General features: G+C 74.0%; 14 protein-coding genes and 1 tRNA gene. 8 read left to right on the top strand and 7 right to left on the bottom strand.

The genetic code is table 11. The features are described from left to right. Positions 1-42: 42 nt before the first annotated feature. Positions 43-798 carry an IclR family transcriptional regulator gene (locus tag LG634_RS24065; RefSeq protein ID WP_226736157.1) on the bottom strand — a complete coding sequence of 252 codons (756 nt, stop codon included), beginning with the start codon at positions 796-798 and terminating at the stop codon, positions 43-45. 240 nt (positions 799-1,038) lie between these two features. Between LG634_RS24065 and LG634_RS24060 the strand changes: the two genes are divergently transcribed. Both LG634_RS24060 and LG634_RS24055 read left to right on the top strand, forming a co-directional pair. Beyond that, positions 1,039-2,121 carry an LLM class flavin-dependent oxidoreductase gene (locus LG634_RS24060; RefSeq protein ID WP_226736155.1) on the top strand — a complete coding sequence of 361 codons (1,083 nt, stop codon included), beginning with the start codon at positions 1,039-1,041 and terminating at the stop codon, positions 2,119-2,121. Positions 2,122-2,381: 260 nt separating this feature from the next. After that, entirely contained in the window at positions 2,382-4,079 is a 1,698-nt protein-coding gene (locus tag LG634_RS24055; RefSeq protein ID WP_226736153.1) for a glycosyl hydrolase family 18 protein, read from the top strand. Between the two features lie 78 nt (positions 4,080-4,157). Here LG634_RS24055 and LG634_RS24050 read toward each other — a convergent pair whose 3' ends face one another. Beyond that, positions 4,158-5,978, bottom strand: a complete 1,821-nt coding sequence (locus LG634_RS24050) for a putative bifunctional diguanylate cyclase/phosphodiesterase (protein WP_372482480.1) — start codon at positions 5,976-5,978, stop codon at positions 4,158-4,160. A 343-nt stretch (positions 5,979-6,321) separates the two neighbouring features. Here LG634_RS24050 and LG634_RS24045 point away from each other — a divergent pair, with 343 nt between their 5' ends. Next, positions 6,322-7,557: a M6 family metalloprotease domain-containing protein gene (locus LG634_RS24045; RefSeq protein ID WP_226736149.1), complete on the top strand. Its 1,236-nt coding sequence runs from the start codon at positions 6,322-6,324 to the stop codon at positions 7,555-7,557. An 85-nt stretch (positions 7,558-7,642) separates the two neighbouring features. Here the strand turns inward: LG634_RS24045 and LG634_RS24040 are convergent. The 4 genes from LG634_RS24040 to LG634_RS24025 all read right to left on the bottom strand — a co-directional run bounded on the left by LG634_RS24040 (position 7,643) and on the right by LG634_RS24025 (position 9,720). Continuing rightward, positions 7,643-7,716, bottom strand: a tRNA-Lys gene (locus tag LG634_RS24040). Further along, positions 7,707-8,387 carry a bifunctional DNA primase/polymerase gene (locus LG634_RS24035; RefSeq protein ID WP_226736147.1) on the bottom strand — a complete coding sequence of 227 codons (681 nt, stop codon included), beginning with the start codon at positions 8,385-8,387 and terminating at the stop codon, positions 7,707-7,709. The genes LG634_RS24040 and LG634_RS24035 overlap by 10 nt, the downstream gene beginning before the upstream one ends. 196 nt (positions 8,388-8,583) lie before the next feature. Then, complete coding sequence (locus LG634_RS24030; RefSeq protein WP_226736146.1) at positions 8,584-8,928, bottom strand: DUF8844 domain-containing protein; 345 nt, start codon at positions 8,926-8,928, stop codon at positions 8,584-8,586. 195 nt (positions 8,929-9,123) lie between these two features. Then, complete coding sequence (locus tag LG634_RS24025) at positions 9,124-9,720, bottom strand: histidine phosphatase family protein (protein WP_226736144.1); 597 nt, start codon at positions 9,718-9,720, stop codon at positions 9,124-9,126. A 108-nt stretch (positions 9,721-9,828) separates the two neighbouring features. Here LG634_RS24025 and LG634_RS24020 point away from each other — a divergent pair, with 108 nt between their 5' ends. Genes LG634_RS24020 through LG634_RS24005 form a run of 4 tightly spaced genes read left to right on the top strand, consistent with a single transcriptional unit; the run spans position 9,829 to position 14,684 of the window. Further along, positions 9,829-10,668, top strand: a complete 840-nt coding sequence (locus LG634_RS24020; RefSeq protein WP_308072651.1) for a phosphatase PAP2 family protein — start codon at positions 9,829-9,831, stop codon at positions 10,666-10,668. Beyond that, positions 10,607-11,776, top strand: coding sequence for a hypothetical protein (locus LG634_RS24015; protein WP_226736142.1), 1,170 nt, complete (start codon positions 10,607-10,609; stop codon positions 11,774-11,776). Before LG634_RS24020 ends, LG634_RS24015 begins: the two co-directional genes overlap by 62 nt. Then, positions 11,764-13,329 (top strand): hypothetical protein, encoded by a 1,566-nt coding sequence (locus LG634_RS24010; RefSeq protein ID WP_226736140.1) that lies wholly within the window; start codon positions 11,764-11,766, stop codon positions 13,327-13,329. Before LG634_RS24015 ends, LG634_RS24010 begins: the two co-directional genes overlap by 13 nt. After that, complete coding sequence (locus LG634_RS24005) at positions 13,326-14,684, top strand: AAA domain-containing protein (RefSeq protein ID WP_226736138.1); 1,359 nt, start codon at positions 13,326-13,328, stop codon at positions 14,682-14,684. Before LG634_RS24010 ends, LG634_RS24005 begins: the two co-directional genes overlap by 4 nt. 191 nt (positions 14,685-14,875) lie before the next feature. On the opposite strand, the gene LG634_RS24000 is transcribed toward LG634_RS24005, so the two are convergent. Then, complete coding sequence (locus tag LG634_RS24000; protein ID WP_226736137.1) at positions 14,876-16,177, bottom strand: NsdA family TPR-like regulatory protein; 1,302 nt, start codon at positions 16,175-16,177, stop codon at positions 14,876-14,878. Between the two features lie 243 nt (positions 16,178-16,420). Here LG634_RS24000 and LG634_RS23995 point away from each other — a divergent pair, with 243 nt between their 5' ends. Next, positions 16,421-16,852 carry a hypothetical protein gene (locus tag LG634_RS23995; protein ID WP_226736135.1) on the top strand — a complete coding sequence of 144 codons (432 nt, stop codon included), beginning with the start codon at positions 16,421-16,423 and terminating at the stop codon, positions 16,850-16,852. The last annotated feature ends 9 nt before the right edge of the window (positions 16,853-16,861 follow it).

The raw sequence follows: 16,861 nt of genomic DNA, 5'->3' as shown, positions 1-16,861 counted from the left end.
CACCGGCCGAGCGCCGAGCGCCGGACACCGGGCGAACGCTGGCTACAGGCTCAGCGACAGCAGCAGCGGAGCCGCCTTCCGGTTCAGGGTCTCCGCCGCGGCCCGCAGCCGGTGCGCGTGCTCGACCGGCAGCGACAGCGCCAGGCAGCCCACCGCCGACCCCGCCGTGATCGGGACCGCCGCGCACACCGTGCCCAGGGCGTACTCCTGGAGGTCCAGCATCGGCACCGTCGCCGGCTGCGCGTCCAGCTTCGAGAACAGCACCCGCTCGCTGGTGATCGTCCGCGAGGTCAGCCGGGCGATCTTGTGGCGGGACAGGTGGTCGCGCCGGCCGTTCAGGTCCAGTTGGGTCAGCAGGCACTTGCCCACCGCGCTCGCGTGCGCCGCCGAGCGGAAGTCCACCCACTCGTTCACCTTCGGTGTGCGCGGACTCTCCGCGACCCCGGTGATCTGCACCTCGCCGTCCACGTACCGGCTGATGTAGACCGCCGCGCCGACGGTGTCGCGCAGCCCGTCGAGGGCCGTCTGGAGCTTCTGCCGCAGCGCCTCCTGCCGGTCGGCGCCCGAGCCGAGCAATACCAGCGAATCGCCGATCGCGTACGCGCCCTCCGAAACCTGGAGCACGTACCCCTCGCGGCGCAGCATCATCAGTAACGGTGCGAGGTGCGCCGTCGGCAGCCCGGTCTCGCGGGAGATCTGGACGTCGGACACACCCCCGGTGTGCCGAGAGATCGTCTCCAGTACGCGAAGGGCGTACTGCACCGAATGGAACGGCGCGGTCGGCTCCGTCAGCGCCACGGTCTCCCCCTAGCAGGTTGTTACCGCTTGCCTTCCCACGATAACCAGCAAAGAGCCGTTGTGGAGCGTCTGTTGAGGAGATTTCCGGTGCGGCCGGGGCCCCTGGGCAGGGATTCATCGGAATGGCATATGCCAAGGTCATGACACTGGCGTCAGGTGGGCGGGAATGAGACCCCGGTGACGCCTGTTCGACCTCTTCGTACGGATTCGGCGGCGCGGAGAGAGCGGGCGGAAGCGGTCATGACGGTGGCAGAGCGTGAGGACATCCGGGGCACGGCGCACGGGCAGGCACCCGTGCCGCTGTCCGCACTCGATCTCGTGACCGTGGGCAGCGGCAGCAGCGCCGCGGCCGCCCTGCGGACCAGCGTGGCACTGTCCCGGCTCGCCGAGTCGCGCGGCTACCACCGGCACTGGGTGGCCGAGCACCACTCCATGCCCGGCGTCGCCAGCTCCTCGCCCGCCGTGATCCTCGCCCACCTCGCGGCCCACACCGACCGGATACGCCTCGGCTCCGGCGGCGTGATGCTCCCCAACCACGCCCCGCTGGCCATCGCCGAGCAGTTCGGCACCCTCGAAGCGCTCGCCCCCGGCCGCGTCGACCTGGGCCTCGGCCGGGCCCCCGGCACCGACGGCGGCACCGCGGCCGCCCTGCGCGGCGCCGCCCGCCCCGACCGCGGCGGGGACGACTTCCCGCGGCAGCTGGCCGAGCTGACCCGGTTCCTCGACGACGACTTCCCCGACGGACACCCGTACGCCCGGGTGCACGCCGTGCCCGGGCCGGTGCAGGGGCCCACCGGGCGGCCGCCGCTGTGGCTGCTCGGGTCCTCCGGCTTCAGCGCCCGGCTGGCCGGCGAGCTGGGGCTGCCGTTCGCCTTCGCCCACCACTTCTCGGCCGCCAACACCGTGCCCGCGCTCGACCTCTACCGGGAGTCCTTCCGGCCCTCCGCCGTGCTCGACGCCCCGTACGCGCTCATCGGGGTCGGCGTGCTGGCCGCCGACGACGCCGAGCAGGCCCGCCGGCAGGCCATGACCGGCGCCCTGTCGATGCTGCGGCTGCGCACCGGCCGCCCCGGCCTGATCCCGACCCCCGAGGAGGCCGCGGCGTACGACTACTCCCCGGCGGAGCGGGAGTTCGTCGACGGCTGGCTGCGCAACGTGGTGCACGGGTCGCCCGAGGACGTCCGCAAGGGCCTCGACGCCCTGGTGGCGCGGACCGGCGCGGACGAGCTGATGCTGACCTCCAACGCCCACGGAGGGGACGCCCGGTTGCGTTCGTACGAGCTCGTCGCAGATGTGTACGGGCTGCCGGGGGCCGCCGGCTGAGCCGTCAACGGGGTGCGAACGGGGATTGGCTGGTTTGTTGCCAAAACCTGTCGCAGGGCCACCTGAAGAGATCCTTAAACCGCTCGTCACCGGGGGTGGCGGGCGGTTTCTCGTGCCCGGTCACGTCTCTGACCGGCCATTTTGCCTCGGGACTGGTCTAGTCCTTATTTGGCCTGAACCATTGACGCGGTCATGGCGGGACGACTATCACTCTCCTCAACACGTGGACCCCCCACCCCTCCCAACTCCGGAGGCAGTTCATGCACATCCGTAAACCGCTGCTCGCGGCCGCCACCACCGCCGCGCTTGCCGCCGGAGCGCTGGCCGGTTTCGCAGGACTCACCACCGCCGAGGCGGCCGCCACCGCCACGGCCGGCACCACGGCCGGCGGCGTGAGGATCGCCTACTACGACCAGTGGAGCGTCTACGGCAACGCCTTCTACCCCAAGCACCTCGACACCCGGGGCATCGCGGGCAAGCTGGACGTCATCAACTACTCGTTCGGCAACATCCACCCGACCAACCTCACCTGCTTCGAGGCCAACAAGGCGGCCGGCGACGACAACAACCCGAACGCCGGCGACGGCGCGGGCGACTCGTACGCCGACTACCAGAAATCCTTCAGCGCCGCCGACAGCGTGGACGGCGTGGCCGACAAGTGGGACCAGCCGATCGTGGGCGTCTTCAACCAGTTCAAGGAACTGAAGGCGAAGTACCCCCACCTGAAGATCAACATCTCCCTCGGCGGCTGGACGTACTCGAAGTACTTCCACGACGCGGCGCTCACCGACGCCAGCCGGAAGAAGTTCGTCTCCTCCTGCATCGACCAGTACATCAAGGGCAACCTGCCCGTCGAGGGCGGCTACGGCGGCCCCGGCACCGCGGCCGGCATCTTCGACGGCATCGACATCGACTGGGAGTACCCCGGCTCCTCCGGCGGCCACCTGGGCAACCACTACGGACCCGAGGACAAGGCCAACTTCACGCTGCTGCTGAAGGAGTTCCGCACCCAGCTCGACGCCCACGGCGCGGCCAACGGCGGCAAGAAGTACATGCTGACCGCGGCCCTCCCGGCCGGCCAGGACAAGATCAAGCACATCGAGACCGACAAGATCGGCGCGTACCTCGACTACGCGAACATCATGACGTACGACATGCACGGCGCCTGGGACGGCGACGGGCCGACGTACCACCAGTCCCCGCTGTACTCCGGTGCCAACGACCCGACCGACCCGATCGCTCCGGGCACCCAGAAGTACAGCATCGACAACGCCATCGACTCCTGGATCGACGGCAACCCGGCCTACGGCATCGCGGGCGGCTTCCCGGCGAACAAGCTGACGCTGGGCTACGAGTTCTACTACCGCGGCTGGAAGGGCGTGCCCGCAGGCACCGCGAACGGCCTCGCCCAGCCGGCCACCGGCGCCTCCGGCGCCCGGCCCACCAGCCAGCAGGCCGGCATCGCGATGTACAAGGAGCTCGGCGGCATCGTCGACAACCCGGCGACCACCTTCTGGGACGACCAGGCCAAGGCCTCGTACTTCTACAAGGACGGCGAGTGGTTCACCGGCCTGGACCGGAAGGCGATCCAGGCCCGGGTCGACTACGGCAGGCAGCGCGGCCTGGGCGGCGCCATGATGTACTCGCTGCTCGGCCTCGACGCCAACACCACGCTGCTCAACCAGATCTCGGACGCCCTCGGCGGAGCCACCCAGCCGCCGACCACCCCGCCCACGACGCCGCCGACCACCCCGCCGACGACGCCGCCCACCACCCCGCCGACGACCCCGCCGGCCGGCAGCTGCACCGCCCCGGCCTACGTCGCGGGCAGCGTCTACACCGGAGGCACCCAGGTCTCCCACAAGGGCCGCACCTGGAAGGCCAAGTGGTGGACCCAGAACGAGGAGCCCGGCACCACCGGTGACTGGGGCGTCTGGCAGGACCTCGGCGCCTGCTGATCCCCCCACCCGCGCGCCGAGCAGCGAACCGCCCCGCACCCCCGACCGGGGTGCGGGGCGGTCCCGTGCGCAGGGCGCCTACCGGTCCTGCTGCGAGGGCACCGCCCGGGCGCCGATCATCTCGGCGATCCGCTCCGGGGCCACCGCCCGCGAGTACAGCCAGCCCTGGCCGGTGTCGCAGCCCACCCGGCGCAGCCGCGCCGCCTGCCCGGCCGTCTCCACGCACTCGGCGGTCACCGTCAGCCCGAGCCGGTGCGCCAGCTGCACCAGGGCCTCCACGATGGTCTCGTCCGCCGGATTGGGGTGCGTCCCCTCCTCGTAGCGGAAGCCGCGGACGAACGAGCCGTCCAGTTTGAGGACGGACACCGGCAGCCGGCTCAGGTAGGCGAGGTTCGAGTAGCCGGTGCCGAAGTCGTCGATGGCGATCCGCACGCCCATGTCGCTCAGCTCCTGAAGGGCCTGGAGCGGCCGGCCCGCCGAGCCCATCACCGCCGACTCGGTCAGCTCCAGCTGGAGCAGCTGCGGGGCCAGCCCGGTCTCGGCGAGGATCGCCGCCACGTCGCCGACCAGGTCCGAGTCCCAGACCTGCCGGACGGCCACGTTGACGCTCACGAACACCGGGTTCTCGGACGGGTGGTCCAGCTGCCACCGGCGGGCCTGCCGGCACGCGGTCCGCAGCACCCACTGCCCGAGCTGGACGATCGAGCCGTCCTCTTCGGCAATTCCGATGAACCGATTCGGCGTCAGCACGCCGAACTGCGGGTGGTTCCAGCGCACCAGCGCCTCCACCCCGCGCACCACTCCGGTCTCCAGGTCCACCAGCGGCTGGTACTCCAGCGCGAACTCGCCGCGCTCCACCGCCGGCCGCAGCGTCGAGGACAGCGCCTGCCGGGTCATCCGGTGGGCGTTGCGCTCCGGGTCGAACAGCGTCCAGCGGGCCTTGCCGTCGGCCTTCGCCCAGTACAGCGTGGTGTCGGCCATCTGCATCAGGGCGGTCGCCGAGGTGCCGTCGGTGGCCCGCTCCACCACCCCGATCGAGGCCGACACCGACAGCCGCTGCCCGGCCAGGTCGAACGGCTCCTGCACCGCCGCCAGCACCGCCCGGGCCAGCTCCGCCAGCTGCTCGGTGCCGGTGGAGTCCTCCACGAGTAGCGCGAACTCGTCGCCGCCCAGCCGGGCCACCAGGTGCCCGCCGCTGCGTCCGTACCCGGCCTGGTCCGCGCAGTGCGTCAGCCGGGCCGCCACGGCGGTCAGCAGCCGGTCGCCGACCCGGTGCCCGAGGGTGTCGTTGACTGCCTTGAACCCGTCGAGGTCCAGGTAGCACAGCCCGATCCGGCCGGTGCCGCCGTGCTCGTACGCCGAGGACTCCAGGGCGGCGGAGACCCGCTCGAAGAACAGGGCGCGGTTGGGCAGCCGGGTCACCGGGTCGTGCATCTGGAGGTGCCGCAGCCGGGCCTGGAGGTCGCGCCGGTCGCTGATGTCGGACACCGACAGCAGCACGTCCCGGGTGCCGGGCACCGGCCCGAGGGTGACCTCCGTCCACAGCGAGTGCCCGTCGGCGTGCTTGAGCCGCCGGGTGCAGCGCAGCCGGGCCTGCCGGCCGCGCAGCACCTCCAGGTACGCCTGCCAGGTCCGGGCCTCCGCGCCGAGGTCCACCAGCTCGGCCGCGGACTGCTCGACGAGCGAATGCGGCTCGGCGCCGAGCAGTTGGGCGAGGGCGTGGTTGGCCGCGACCACCAGCCCCTCGCGGTCGACGACGGCCATGGCGAGGTGGGCCGCGTTGAAGGCGGCCCGGTAGTCGCGCAGTTCGGCGGCCGACCGACCGGTGAAGTGACGTTCCGTAGTGGTTCCCCGGAGGCTTTCGGCCACTGCACGGGGTCCTTCCGATGTTCCGCTCACGGGCTCGCTCCCGGTGTCCGCGCAGGAAAGTGTGCCGATCATAGAGGCACGTCGGAGCCCTATCCAGCTGCACGGCGGTCATTCCGGGCCGGTGGAAGGGGGTGTCGATGATCGTCCCGGATGCCAGGCCGATCGTTTCTGCGCAGCTGCGCGCGTTTGTGCGCGGCCGTGTGCATGACTGAACAGCCCTGGCTGTCACTCGATCGAATGTGACGTTCCGTGATGTTAACGAGGGTCAGCAGCGTGGTGTCGTGCTCACTCGTGTGGGGCACTGGAACAGGACAACACGCCTGATTTCGGCACAAGGTGGATGGGATGTTCCGATCCCTCACCGGAGGTCCATGTGCCGCGACAGCAGACACCCGGCCCAGGGGAGCGCGTCCGTGCCCGCAGTGCGGCGGCGGCGCTCACCTCCCTGACGGCACTCGCCGCGATGTCGCTCGTCGCCGGACCCGCGGACGCGGCCTCCGGAGCAGTCCCGTGCGCGCTGACCCGGACCTCCGCCCACCACTCACTGGGCCTCGACACCTGGAACACGGCCTACCCGAAGCCCGCCCGCACCCTGAACGCCGTCATGGTGTTCCTGTCGTTCCCCGACGCCCGCCCGCACACCACCCCCGAGGAGCTCGCCGCCGACCACTTCCCCGCGACCAGCCGCTTCTTCGAGCAGGCCTCCTACGGGAAGTTCCGGCTGGTGCCGCATCCGGGCGCCGCGTGGATCCCGATGCCCAAGCCGTCCACCGCCTACCGGATAAAGAGGGACTGGGCCCCCGAGGACCGGGCCGCCTACCTGCGCGACGCGGTTGCCGCCGCCGACCGGACCGTGGACTTCAGCCGGTACGACGTCGTCTACTTCGTCGCCGACCCGGACGCCCCCGGTGTGGACTCCGACGCCACCAAGGTCGTCAACTTCGACCGCCCGGTCCGCGCGGACGGCGCCGACCTGTGGCGCATCGTCACCGTCTTCGAGCAGCACCCGCCGGACCGCAACGTGCTGGCCCACGAGACCGGGCACGTCTTCGACCTGCCGGACCTCTACCACCGGCCGACCGACGGCAAGGGCGACTGGGACACCCACGTGGGCGACTGGGACGTCATGGGCAGCCAGTTCGGAATGGCCCCCGACCTGTTCGCCTGGCACAAGTGGAAGCTGGGCTGGCTGGAGCCGGACCAGGTGGACTGCGTACGGAGCGGCACCTCGCTGCACACGCTCCAGTCCCTCGGTGCGCCCCCGGCCCGCGGTGCCCGCGGCGGCACCCGGCTCGCCGTGGTCCGCACCGGCGAGAACAGTGCGATCGCCGTCGAGGCGCGCGGCTCGGCCGGCAACGACGAGGGCACCTGCACCGAGGGGGTCCTGATCTACCGGGTGCGCAACGAGGCGCCCTCGGGCGGCGGACCGGTCGAGGTGCTGGACACCCACCCGGACACCGAGGCCTGCTGGGACGACTCGGTCTACCCGGCGCTCGCGGACGCGCCGCTGGACGTGGGGGAGGCGTACACGGTGCCGGGCGACGGCATCCGGGTGGAGGTGGCCGACCGGACCCCGTCGGGGGACTGGATCGTCAAGATCACGGCCTAGCCGGGCGGCGGCCTCGAGCGCCGTCGCCGGGAGCCGCCGGAATACGAAGAAGCCCCTCGCTGCTGCGAGGGGCTTCTTCTGTCGGTGCGCCGCCAGGGACTCGAACCCCGGACCCGCTGATTAAGAGTCAGCTGCTCTAACCAACTGAGCTAGCGGCGCCTGCTGACGTCGTAGACATTAGCATCCGGACCGGCCGGAGGAAAAATCGATACCCGCACCGCCGCGGCCGAGGCGGCGCGCGCGGCCCGCACGCAGGCCCACAGGAGCACCTCGGGGCCCGGCAGCCAGGGCTGCCGGCTGTCCGGTGCGACCAGCCAGCGGGAGGTGGTCCGCGCGCCGTCCGCCGGGGCGCTGAGCGCGGGTACGGCCACCGCGTCGCCGCGGCCGTGGCACAGCAGGGACGGGATCGCCCCGCCCCACTCCTCCCAGTGCAGCAGCGCGGGCAGCCGGTGGGCCGTGCCGGGCGCGGCGAACAGCAGCATCCGCCCGCGGTGCACGGCCACCGGGCCCGAGCCCGGGCCTTCCTCCCAGAGCCGGTCCAGCATCCGCCGCCCGAACACCGCGGGCACGTTCACGACGTCGAAGGCCGAACCACAGGGCAGCACCGCGGGCGCCGTGGGGCGCGACTCCCACAGGGAGAGGGTGCTGCGGGGGTAGGGGGAGGCGGAGGCGAGCCACGCGGCGCCGGGCGGGGTCACGTGGGCGGCCGCGTGCCGGCCGAGCCCCTCCGCCTCCAGCAGCCCGAACAGATCGGCCTCGTCGGCGCCCAAGGCGGCCTGACACCCGGTGGCCGGTTCGTCTCGCGTCTCGTCTCGCACCCAAGAGCTCATGGACCAGGTGTACCGGGCGTGCCGATCCGGTTGCGAGGAGTTGCCGGAAACCGGGACAGGGCGCCGCGGGGTGGGGTATCTTCCGCCCCGGCATATGCCAGTGGCGTCCCCGGCCGGGTGTTCGCGTGATCACCCCGGCCGGATGTTCGCAACGTCACCCTCGGCCGTACGGGGTACGCCCCCGCCCGGCCGCGGCCTACGCCGGGTCGTGCTTGCCGCTCAGCAGGCCGCGGCCGAACTCGATCATGCGGTCCGCGTAGTCCTCGGTCCACTCCGCCCGGGCCGCCACCTCCGCCGCCGACAGGCTGTCGAACCGGCGCGGATCGGCCAGCTGCGCCGCCGCCACCGCCTGGAACTCCATGGCCCGGTCCTGCGCCGCCCGGAAGGCCAGCGTCAGCTCCGTGGCCCGCGCCAGCAGCTCCCGCGGGTCCTCGATGGACTCCAGGTCGAAGAAGTGCTCCGGGTCCGCGACGGCCTCCGAGGGCTCGAAGAGCAGCGGCGCCGGCCGCATCCTCCGCTCGGTCCGCTCGGGCTCTGCCATGCGATTCCTCCGGCTGGTCTGTGCGTACGCGCGGCGCGACGAGGGCCGCCGCGCCGTCCGGCCCCTGCTTCCGGGCCACCCTCCATTGTCCAGCCCCACGCAAGACCGCCCCGGCGGGACGGCCCGGCCGGCCCGGCCGGCCCACCCGGCCCACCCGGCCCACCCGGCCCACCCGGCCCACCCGGCCCACCCGGCTCAGCCGTCAAGGTGGCCTGTGTCGTTCCACCGCTCCAGCGCCGGCGCGCCGTACGCCCAGCCCAGCACCGACAGCGACGTCGGGTCCAGCCGGATGCGGGCGCCGAACGACACGTCCTCGCCCAGCCAGCGCGCCGCCAGCGCCCGCAGCACGTGGCCGTGCGCGAAGACCAGCACGTCCCGCTCCGAGGACCGCGCCCACGCCACCACCTCGTCGGCGCGCGCCGCCACGTCCGCGGTGCCCTCGCCGGCCGGCACGCCGTCCCGCCAGATCAGCCAGCCCGGCCGGACCGCCTGGATCTCCGCCGGGGTCATGCCCTCGTAGTCGCCGTAGTCCCACTCCAGCAGCGCGTCCCACGGCTCCGCCTGCAGCCCGAAGCCCGCCAGGTCGCACGTCTCGCTCGCCCGCACCAGCGGACTCGTACGGACCTCCACGCCGGGCAGCCCCGACCACGGCGCCCGCGCCAGCCGTTCGCCCAGCAGTTTCGCCCCCTGGCGCCCCTCCTCCAGCAGCGGGACGTCGGTGCGCCCGGTGTGCCTGCCGGAGCGGGACCACTCGGTCTGTCCGTGACGGGCGAGCAGGATGCGCGGTGCCATGACGTTTCTCCCGGAATGAGGCGGTGCGGACTCCCGGCCATCATCGCCCACGTGAACATCACACAACTCCCGGGCAACCCCCGGATGGGAACACGCGTCTTACCGCGTATGCCTGAACGTCTGGACCGCCGCCCCCGCTGGTGGGCCGAGCTCCTGCTCATAGCCGTCGTGTACGCCGCCTACTCCGGCGGCCGGCTGCTCGCCCGCGGAGACGTCTCCACGGCCGTCGACCACGGCCTGGCGATCCTCCACTACGAGAAGCTCCTGTACCTCAACGCGGAGCACCCGCTCAACCGGCTCTTCACCGCCGAACCCTGGATCGGCATACCCGCCGACTTCGCCTACGCCTCCCTGCACTACCTCGTCACCCCGGCCGTCCTCGTCTGGCTCTACCTGCGCCGCCCCGGCAGCTACCTCGCCGCCCGCACCTGGCTGATGGCCTCCACGCTCCTCGGCCTGGTCGGCTTCACCCTCATGCCGACCTGCCCGCCGCGCCTCCTCGACGCCGCGTACGGCTTCACCGACACCATGGCCCAGTACAGCTCGTACGGCTGGTGGGGCGGCGAGGCCAGCGCCCCGCGCGGCCTGGGCGGACTCACCAACCAGTACGCCGCCATGCCGAGCCTGCACGTCGGCTGGGCCCTGTGGTGCGGCATCCTCGTCTGGCAGCACGCCCGCACCCCGCTGGTCCGCTACCTCGGCGCCGCCTACCCGGCGCTCACCCTGCTCATCGTCCTCGGCACCGCCAACCACTACCTCCTCGACGGCGTCGCCGGCGCCGCCGTCATGGGCATCGGGTGGCTGCTGACCCCGCACGCCCTGCGGCTGGCCGGGCGTTTCCGCCGGAAGTCCCCGGATGTCAGTGGCGGATGGGACACTTCCGCGGGTGAGCTCCTACCCGCCCAGCGGTCCAGCGCAGACGACGACACTCCGGCAGCGGCTCGCTGAGCTGCGCGGCCCCGCGGTGCCGCCGCGCCCCCTGGACGCGCGCGCCCTGGCGGCCCTCGCCGCGAACCCCGGCTGCCGCAGACGGGCCCTCCTGGACGGCGCCGGGGTCGACAAGCCGGCCCTCGCCGCCGCCCTCGGCGCCCCGGCGGGATACGGCCAGTCGCAGTTCGCGATGATCCGCGGCAACTCCTTCGAGGCCAAGGTCAAGGCCGACGGCGGCACCGAGCTGCTGCGGCTCGTCCACGAGAAGCTCGGGCGCGGCGCCGAACCGCCGCGCGCCGCGCACCTCCCCGACCTGGCCGCCGCCGGGCCCGAGGGCCGCGCGGCCCGCACCGCGCTCGCCCTGCGCGAGGCGACCGCGTCCGGCACCTGGACCCTGCTCGACCACCCGATGCTCGCGCTGGAGGTGGCCGGCACCCCCGCCTACCTGGAGCCGGACGCGGTCGTCGTGCACCCCGACGGCCGGTGGACCGTCGTTGAGATCAAGTCGTTCCCGCTGATCGACGGGGCCGCCGACCCCGCCAAGGTCGGCGCCGCCGCCCGCCAGGCCGCCGTCTACGTGCTCGCCCTCGAACGCGTCGCCGCCAAGCTCGACGGCGCCCGGGTCGGCCACGAGGCCCTCCTGGTGTGCCCGAAGGACTTCTCGAACGTGCCGGCCGCGGCCGCCGTCGACATCCGCAAGCAGCGCGCCGTCACCCGGCGCCAGCTCGACCGGCTCGCCCGCGTCGAAGACCTCGCCGCCGCCCTGCCCGACGGCACCAGCTTCGCCCCCGACCGCACCCGCGCCCAGCTCACCGAAGCCGTCGAAGCCGTCGGCGCCGCCTACGCCCCGGACTGCCTCGCGGCCTGCGAGCTGGCCTTCCACTGCCGGGACCGGGCCCGCGCCGCCGGCGCCGTCGGCACCCTCGGCCGCCAGGTCCGCGGCGAACTCGGCACCCTCACCACCGTCGAGGCCGCCCTCGACGCCGCCGCCGGCGGCTGCCCCGGAGGCCCGGCCGAGGACCCCACCGCCGAAGCCCTGCACCGGGCCGCCCGGCTGCGCGCGGGCGCCCTGGCCGCCGCCGGACTGCCCGCCGACCGCACGGAGGGCCCCGGATGTCCCTCCTGACCACCCTCGCCCGCCTCGAAGCCGTCCGCGCCGGACGGGCCCGGCCGCTCGCGACCGTCCGCCACCGCCACCTCACCGACCGGCCCCTGGTCTTCGTACCGCTGACCACCGCCGGTGAAGCCGGTGCGCCGCTCGGCGCGCTCGTCGGCACCGACCGGGACGCCCCGCGGCTGCTCGTCGTCCCGCAGCCCCGCGACCGGGACCTGCGCTGGACCTTCCTCGCCGACCTCGCCGAGGAAGTCCTCCCGTACATCGACGCGTACGCCGACCACGTCGAGCCCGCCGAGCGCACCGAGACCGACCCCGTCACCGGCAAGAAGGCCAAGGTCGCCACCGAGCTGTGCCTCGACGCCCCGCAGATCGTCGTCCCCAGCCCCGCCGGCATCGAGTACGTCCGCCTGCTCGGCCGGTCCATGCGGTTCCGCCGCACCGCCGAGGAGGACCCCGACGCCCCCTACCCGGCGCCCGCCCGGGTGCCGCTGCTCGGCCGCTGGTTCACCCACCTCGCCGAGCGCTCCCGGATGCCCGGATCCGCGCTGCTGCTGTCCGCCACCGGACTCCTCTCCCGGCACTGGGCCACCGGCCAGAGCAGCCTGGAGGACCAGCACCTCGGCGCCCTGCTCGCCTGGATAGCGCCCGACCCGAAGACCGGCGGCACCGGCGCCGAGCAGGCGCTGCGCGCCGAACTCGCCCGTGACGCGCAGGGCCTGCTGCTCGTGCCGCCCGCCGGCCCGGCCACCGACCCCGCCTTCGACAACAAGCTGCTGGCCCCCGCCATGGCCCGGTTCGACGCGGCCCGTGCCGCAGACCCCGCCGACCCGGCCGCCCGCAGCGCCGCCGAGGACGCCGTCCGCGCCCTGGTCGCCTCCCAGCTCCGGCCCACCTGGGACGCCGTCTGGCGCAGCCTCGACCTGGTACGGGAGCTGCCGCCCGGCGCGCACACCGAGCAGCGCTGGACCGGCGACCGCTGGTCGTACACCGGCCACCGGGACCGGGTACGTGCCGGCGAACCGCCGCAGCCGCGCCGCGACGACGCCGTCACCGCCGCCCGCAAGCTCGGCCGCCGCGAGACCGAGCAGGTCCGGCTCGACGCGCAGGAGGCCCTCGACGACCCGCTGGTGATGGCCGCCCGCCGGTTCGCCGGCGAGGCCTTCGCGGGCGAGATCACCGAAGTCGTCATGGAGTGGACCGACTCCAAGCGGCCCAGCCCGCGGCCGCTGCTGGCCGTCGCCACCGAGGACGGGCCGCAGTTCGACGGCCCCGCCAAGGTCTACCGCTCGCTCGACGGCCGCGCCCAGACCGCCGAACACGTCCGGACCGAGGAGGACGGCACCGTGGTGCTGCGGCTCCTCGACAAGATGGGCCGCGGCCGGGAACCCGAACCGGGCACGGTGCCGGAGAAGGGCGACCAGGTCTGCTGGACCCTGTTCGAGCACGAGCCGCGCAGCGGTCCCCGGCTGCCGGAACCCGAGGACACCCCCTGGACCCACGGCGGCCCGCCCGCGGCCGGCCCCGAAGCAACCGACCCCGTGACCGACGAGGACATGCTGTGACCACGCCCGCCCCCGAAGCAGACGGCCCGGTCGCCGACCCCGGTGCGGCGGCCGCCCGGGCCACCGCCGGGATCCTGCACGACACCCTGCACGGGACGGCGCGCGGCGTGGTCGTGGACTCCCCGCCGGGGGCGGGGAAGTCCACCCTCGTGGTCACCGCCGCCCGTGAACTCGCGGCCGCAGGCCGCCGGCTGATGATCGTCGCGCAGACCAACGCCCAGGTGGACGACCTGGTGCTGCGGCTGGCCGACAAGGACCCGGAGCTGCCGGTCGGACGGCTGCACAGCAGCGACGGCGACGCCTACGACAAGGCGCTGCTGGACCTGCCCGCGGTCACGCTGTCCGCCAAGGCCGCCGACCTGGCACCGCTGCCCGTGGTGATCTCCACCGCCGCCAAGTGGGCGCACACGCAGGTGGACGGGGCCTGGGAGCACGCCATCGTGGACGAGGCGTACCAGATGCGCTCGGACGCGCTGCTGGCCGTGGCCGGGCTCTTCGAACGGGCGCTGTTCGTCGGCGACCCGGGGCAGCTGGACCCGTTCAGTGTGGTCGGCGCCGAGCAGTGGGCGGGGCTGTCGCACGACCCGTCGGCCAGTGCGGTCGCCACCCTCCTCGCGCACAACCCGGACCTGCCCCAGCACCGGCTGCCGGTGTCCTGGCGGCTGCCCGCCTCCGCCGCACCGCTGGTCTCCGCCGCGTTCTACCCGTACACGCCGTTCCGCAGCGGCACCGGGCCCGCGGACCGCCGGCTGTCGTACGCGGCGGCCTCGGACGGGTCGGGCCCGGACCGGGTGCTCGACGAGGCCGCGGAGGCCGGCTGGGGGCTGCTGGAACTCCCCGCCCGGCACGCCCCGCGCACCGACCCGGAGGCCGTGCGGGCGGTGGCGCTGGTGGTGCGGCGGGCGCTGGACCGGGGTGCGGTCGCGGTCTCCGAGCAGTCCCCGGACCCGGTGCCGCTGACCGCCGCGCGGATCGCCGTGGGCACCGCCCACCGCGACCAGGCGGCCGCGGTCCGGGCCGCGCTGGCCGGACTCGGGGTCACCGGAGTCACCGTGGACACCGCCAACCGGCTCCAGGGCCGCGAGTACGACCTGACGGTGGTGCTGCACCCGCTGTCCGGCCGCCCCGACGCCACCGCCTTCCACCTGGAGACGGGCCGCCTCTGCGTCCTCGCCTCCCGCCACCGCCACGCCTGCATCGTGGTCGCCCGCGCCGGCATCCCCGACCTCCTGGACGAGCACCCCAGCACCGACCCGGTCCAACTCGGCGCCGCAGTCAAATTCCCCGACGGCTGGGAAGCGAACCACGCGGTGCTGGCCCATCTGTCGGAGCACCGGGTGCCCTGGCGGCCGTGACCGGCTTGGCGGCCGCAACACCCCATAGCCGGGCGGAGTCCGGCCTGCCGCCGGAGGCGGCTGTTGGTTGCAGCCCCGACGGCTGGGAAGCGAACCACGCGGTACTGGCCCACTTGTCGGAGCACCGGGTGCCCTGGCGGCCGTGACCGGCGGGTCCGGGCGGTGGATTCATGCGGTGACCGGCCGGGCGGTCACCCCGCGACGTGCCGGGACAGGAATTCCGACACCCGGGGCGAGCGCTGGTGCGGCAGGAGGGCCGCGGCCGTGGCCGACAGCAGGGTCGTCACGCGCTGGGACTGGACCTGCGGCAGGAGGTCGAGCACCTGGTGCCCGGCCGCGGCCGCCTGGTCCGGCACCCCGGCCCGCGCCAGGTCGTCCGCCAACTGCGCCGTGTACAGGGCCACGTTGCGGGCGAAGTGCGGCTCCTGGAGGTTCGCCGCCCGGCCCGCGTGCCGGGCGGCCCGGCCCCACTCGCCGAGCGCGGACCAGCACCCCGCCTCCTGGGCCTCCAGCTCCGCCTCGCCGAAGAAGCTCATCCACTCCGGGTCGGCCGGCCCGGCCCCGCGCCCGAACAGCGTGTGGGCCCGCCCCAGCGCCTCCTGGCACCCGGCCCGGTCGCCCAGCCCGGCCCACCCGGCCGCCTCCCGCAGCGTGAGCAGGCACGACAGCCGCGCCGAGCCCACCGACCGGGCCGCCCGCTGCCCCGCCTGCGCGGCCCGTACGCACTCCCGCGGCCGGCCCGCGTCCCGGGCCAGGAAGCTCATGTTCGCGAACGCGTGCGCCTCCAGCCCCGCGTCCCCGGACACCCGCGCGGTCGCCAGCGCCTCCGCGTAGTGCGAGCGGGCGTCACCGAACCGGCGCGAGTCGTGCGCCAGCCAGCCCACCGAGATGGCGAGCTCACCGGCCCCCGCGTGCAGCCGGTCGGCCGTCGACTGCCGGGCGGTACCGGCGTCCAGCAGCGCGTACGCGGTGCGCAGCGGCTCGGCCGCCCGCCGGTAGAGGCCGTCGGCGCCGTGCCGGTCGTCCAGCAGCCGGATCTGCCGTACGGCCGCCTCGACGGCTTCGGCTTCGGCCTCGCCCGCACGGCGCGGGAGCTCGGACCGGCGGGGCAGGGTGAAGCCCAGGGTCGCGGCCGCCATGGTGGCGGATCCGCCGGAAATGAACGCGCGACGCAGCACGTCGCTCTCCTCGGAGGAAGGGGGATCGGTGGCAGGAGGTGCGGGGAAACGGTTCGGCCCCCGCCCGCGCACGGTTTCGCGCGGCGAGAAGCCCAGGTCGGCGAGCGTGCGCCCGGGGAACATGTGGAGGAACACCCGTTCGTACGCGTAGTTGGGGCAGCGGATCTCGCCGGCCTCCACCCGCCCGATGTAGCGGGCGTCGCACGCGACCGTCTCGCCGATCTCCCGGGCGGCCCGGCGCACCAGGGCCGCGAACTCGGCGGGGGATTGCTGCCCGCGCAGCCGCCGGAAGGACTCGTTGGGTGACGCCGCCATGGGACGTGCCTCTCTGGCCAAGGTGCCGCCGGAGCCTGGGGGCCGGCGCGCATGAACGTACCGCCAGTCAAAGACGCCCCTGCCAGCGTTTGGCTACAAAACGGATATCTCACCCGCGATCCGCCATGAACTGCCATCCTTTGCGGCAGCATGCCGCCGCCACCGTTGACGACTCCGCGCGTTGAACCATGCGGAGTGGGAGCTGGCTCCCCGCGCACGAGGACGACCGAGGAGGGGTTCCCCATGGTGGAGGCTGGTTTCGAGACGGGCACGGCCGCCGGCGGCACCGGAACCGAGCCGGGTGCGGCCCCCGATCTGGTGACCGTGCCGGCCCGGCAGGGCCTGGAGGCGGTCGACATCATCCGCCGCACCGCGGCCGCCGCCCCCGGCGGTGCGGCCGGCGGCGTCGGCCCCGTCCTGCACGACGGCTCCGGCGACACCCTCGGCTTCCTGGTGCCCCACGGCACCGCCGACTGCTGGGACCTGCCGGGCAGTGCCTGTACGCACACCTCCGGCCGCGGCATGCGCTTCGACGTGGCGGCCGCCCCCACCAGCGAGGGCACCGGCTGGCTGCTCCCGCCCGAGGCGGCCGGCCCGGTCACCGACCCCGAGGTCCTGCGCGCCGCCCTCGGCGAGGCGGCCCGCCTCATCGAGGCCGCCGACAACTGCCGCTGAGGCCGCCTC

This window comes from Streptomyces bambusae, assembly GCF_020532645.1.
Taxonomy (GTDB): domain Bacteria; phylum Actinomycetota; class Actinomycetes; order Streptomycetales; family Streptomycetaceae; genus Streptomyces; species Streptomyces bambusae.
This window is presented reverse-complemented; position numbering and strand designations above follow the sequence as displayed.

What these genes read in the sequence shown, in the direction of transcription:
- LG634_RS24060 (WP_226736155.1), top strand. Translation starts at nt 1,039, where the DNA reads ATGACGGTGGCAGAGCGTGAGGACATCCGGGGCACGGCGCACGGGCAG.
- LG634_RS24055 (WP_226736153.1), top strand. Translation starts at nt 2,382, where the DNA reads ATGCACATCCGTAAACCGCTGCTCGCGGCCGCCACCACCGCCGCGCTT.
- LG634_RS24035 (WP_226736147.1), bottom strand. Translation starts at nt 8,387, where the DNA reads ATGAGCTCTTGGGTGCGAGACGAGACGCGAGACGAACCGGCCACCGGG.
- LG634_RS24030 (WP_226736146.1), bottom strand. Translation starts at nt 8,928, where the DNA reads ATGGCAGAGCCCGAGCGGACCGAGCGGAGGATGCGGCCGGCGCCGCTG.
- LG634_RS24025 (WP_226736144.1), bottom strand. Translation starts at nt 9,720, where the DNA reads ATGGCACCGCGCATCCTGCTCGCCCGTCACGGACAGACCGAGTGGTCC.
- LG634_RS24020 (WP_308072651.1), top strand. Translation starts at nt 9,829, where the DNA reads ATGCCTGAACGTCTGGACCGCCGCCCCCGCTGGTGGGCCGAGCTCCTG.
- LG634_RS24010 (WP_226736140.1), top strand. Translation starts at nt 11,764, where the DNA reads ATGTCCCTCCTGACCACCCTCGCCCGCCTCGAAGCCGTCCGCGCCGGA.
- LG634_RS24000 (WP_226736137.1), bottom strand. Translation starts at nt 16,177, where the DNA reads ATGGCGGCGTCACCCAACGAGTCCTTCCGGCGGCTGCGCGGGCAGCAA.
- LG634_RS23995 (WP_226736135.1), top strand. Translation starts at nt 16,421, where the DNA reads ATGGTGGAGGCTGGTTTCGAGACGGGCACGGCCGCCGGCGGCACCGGA.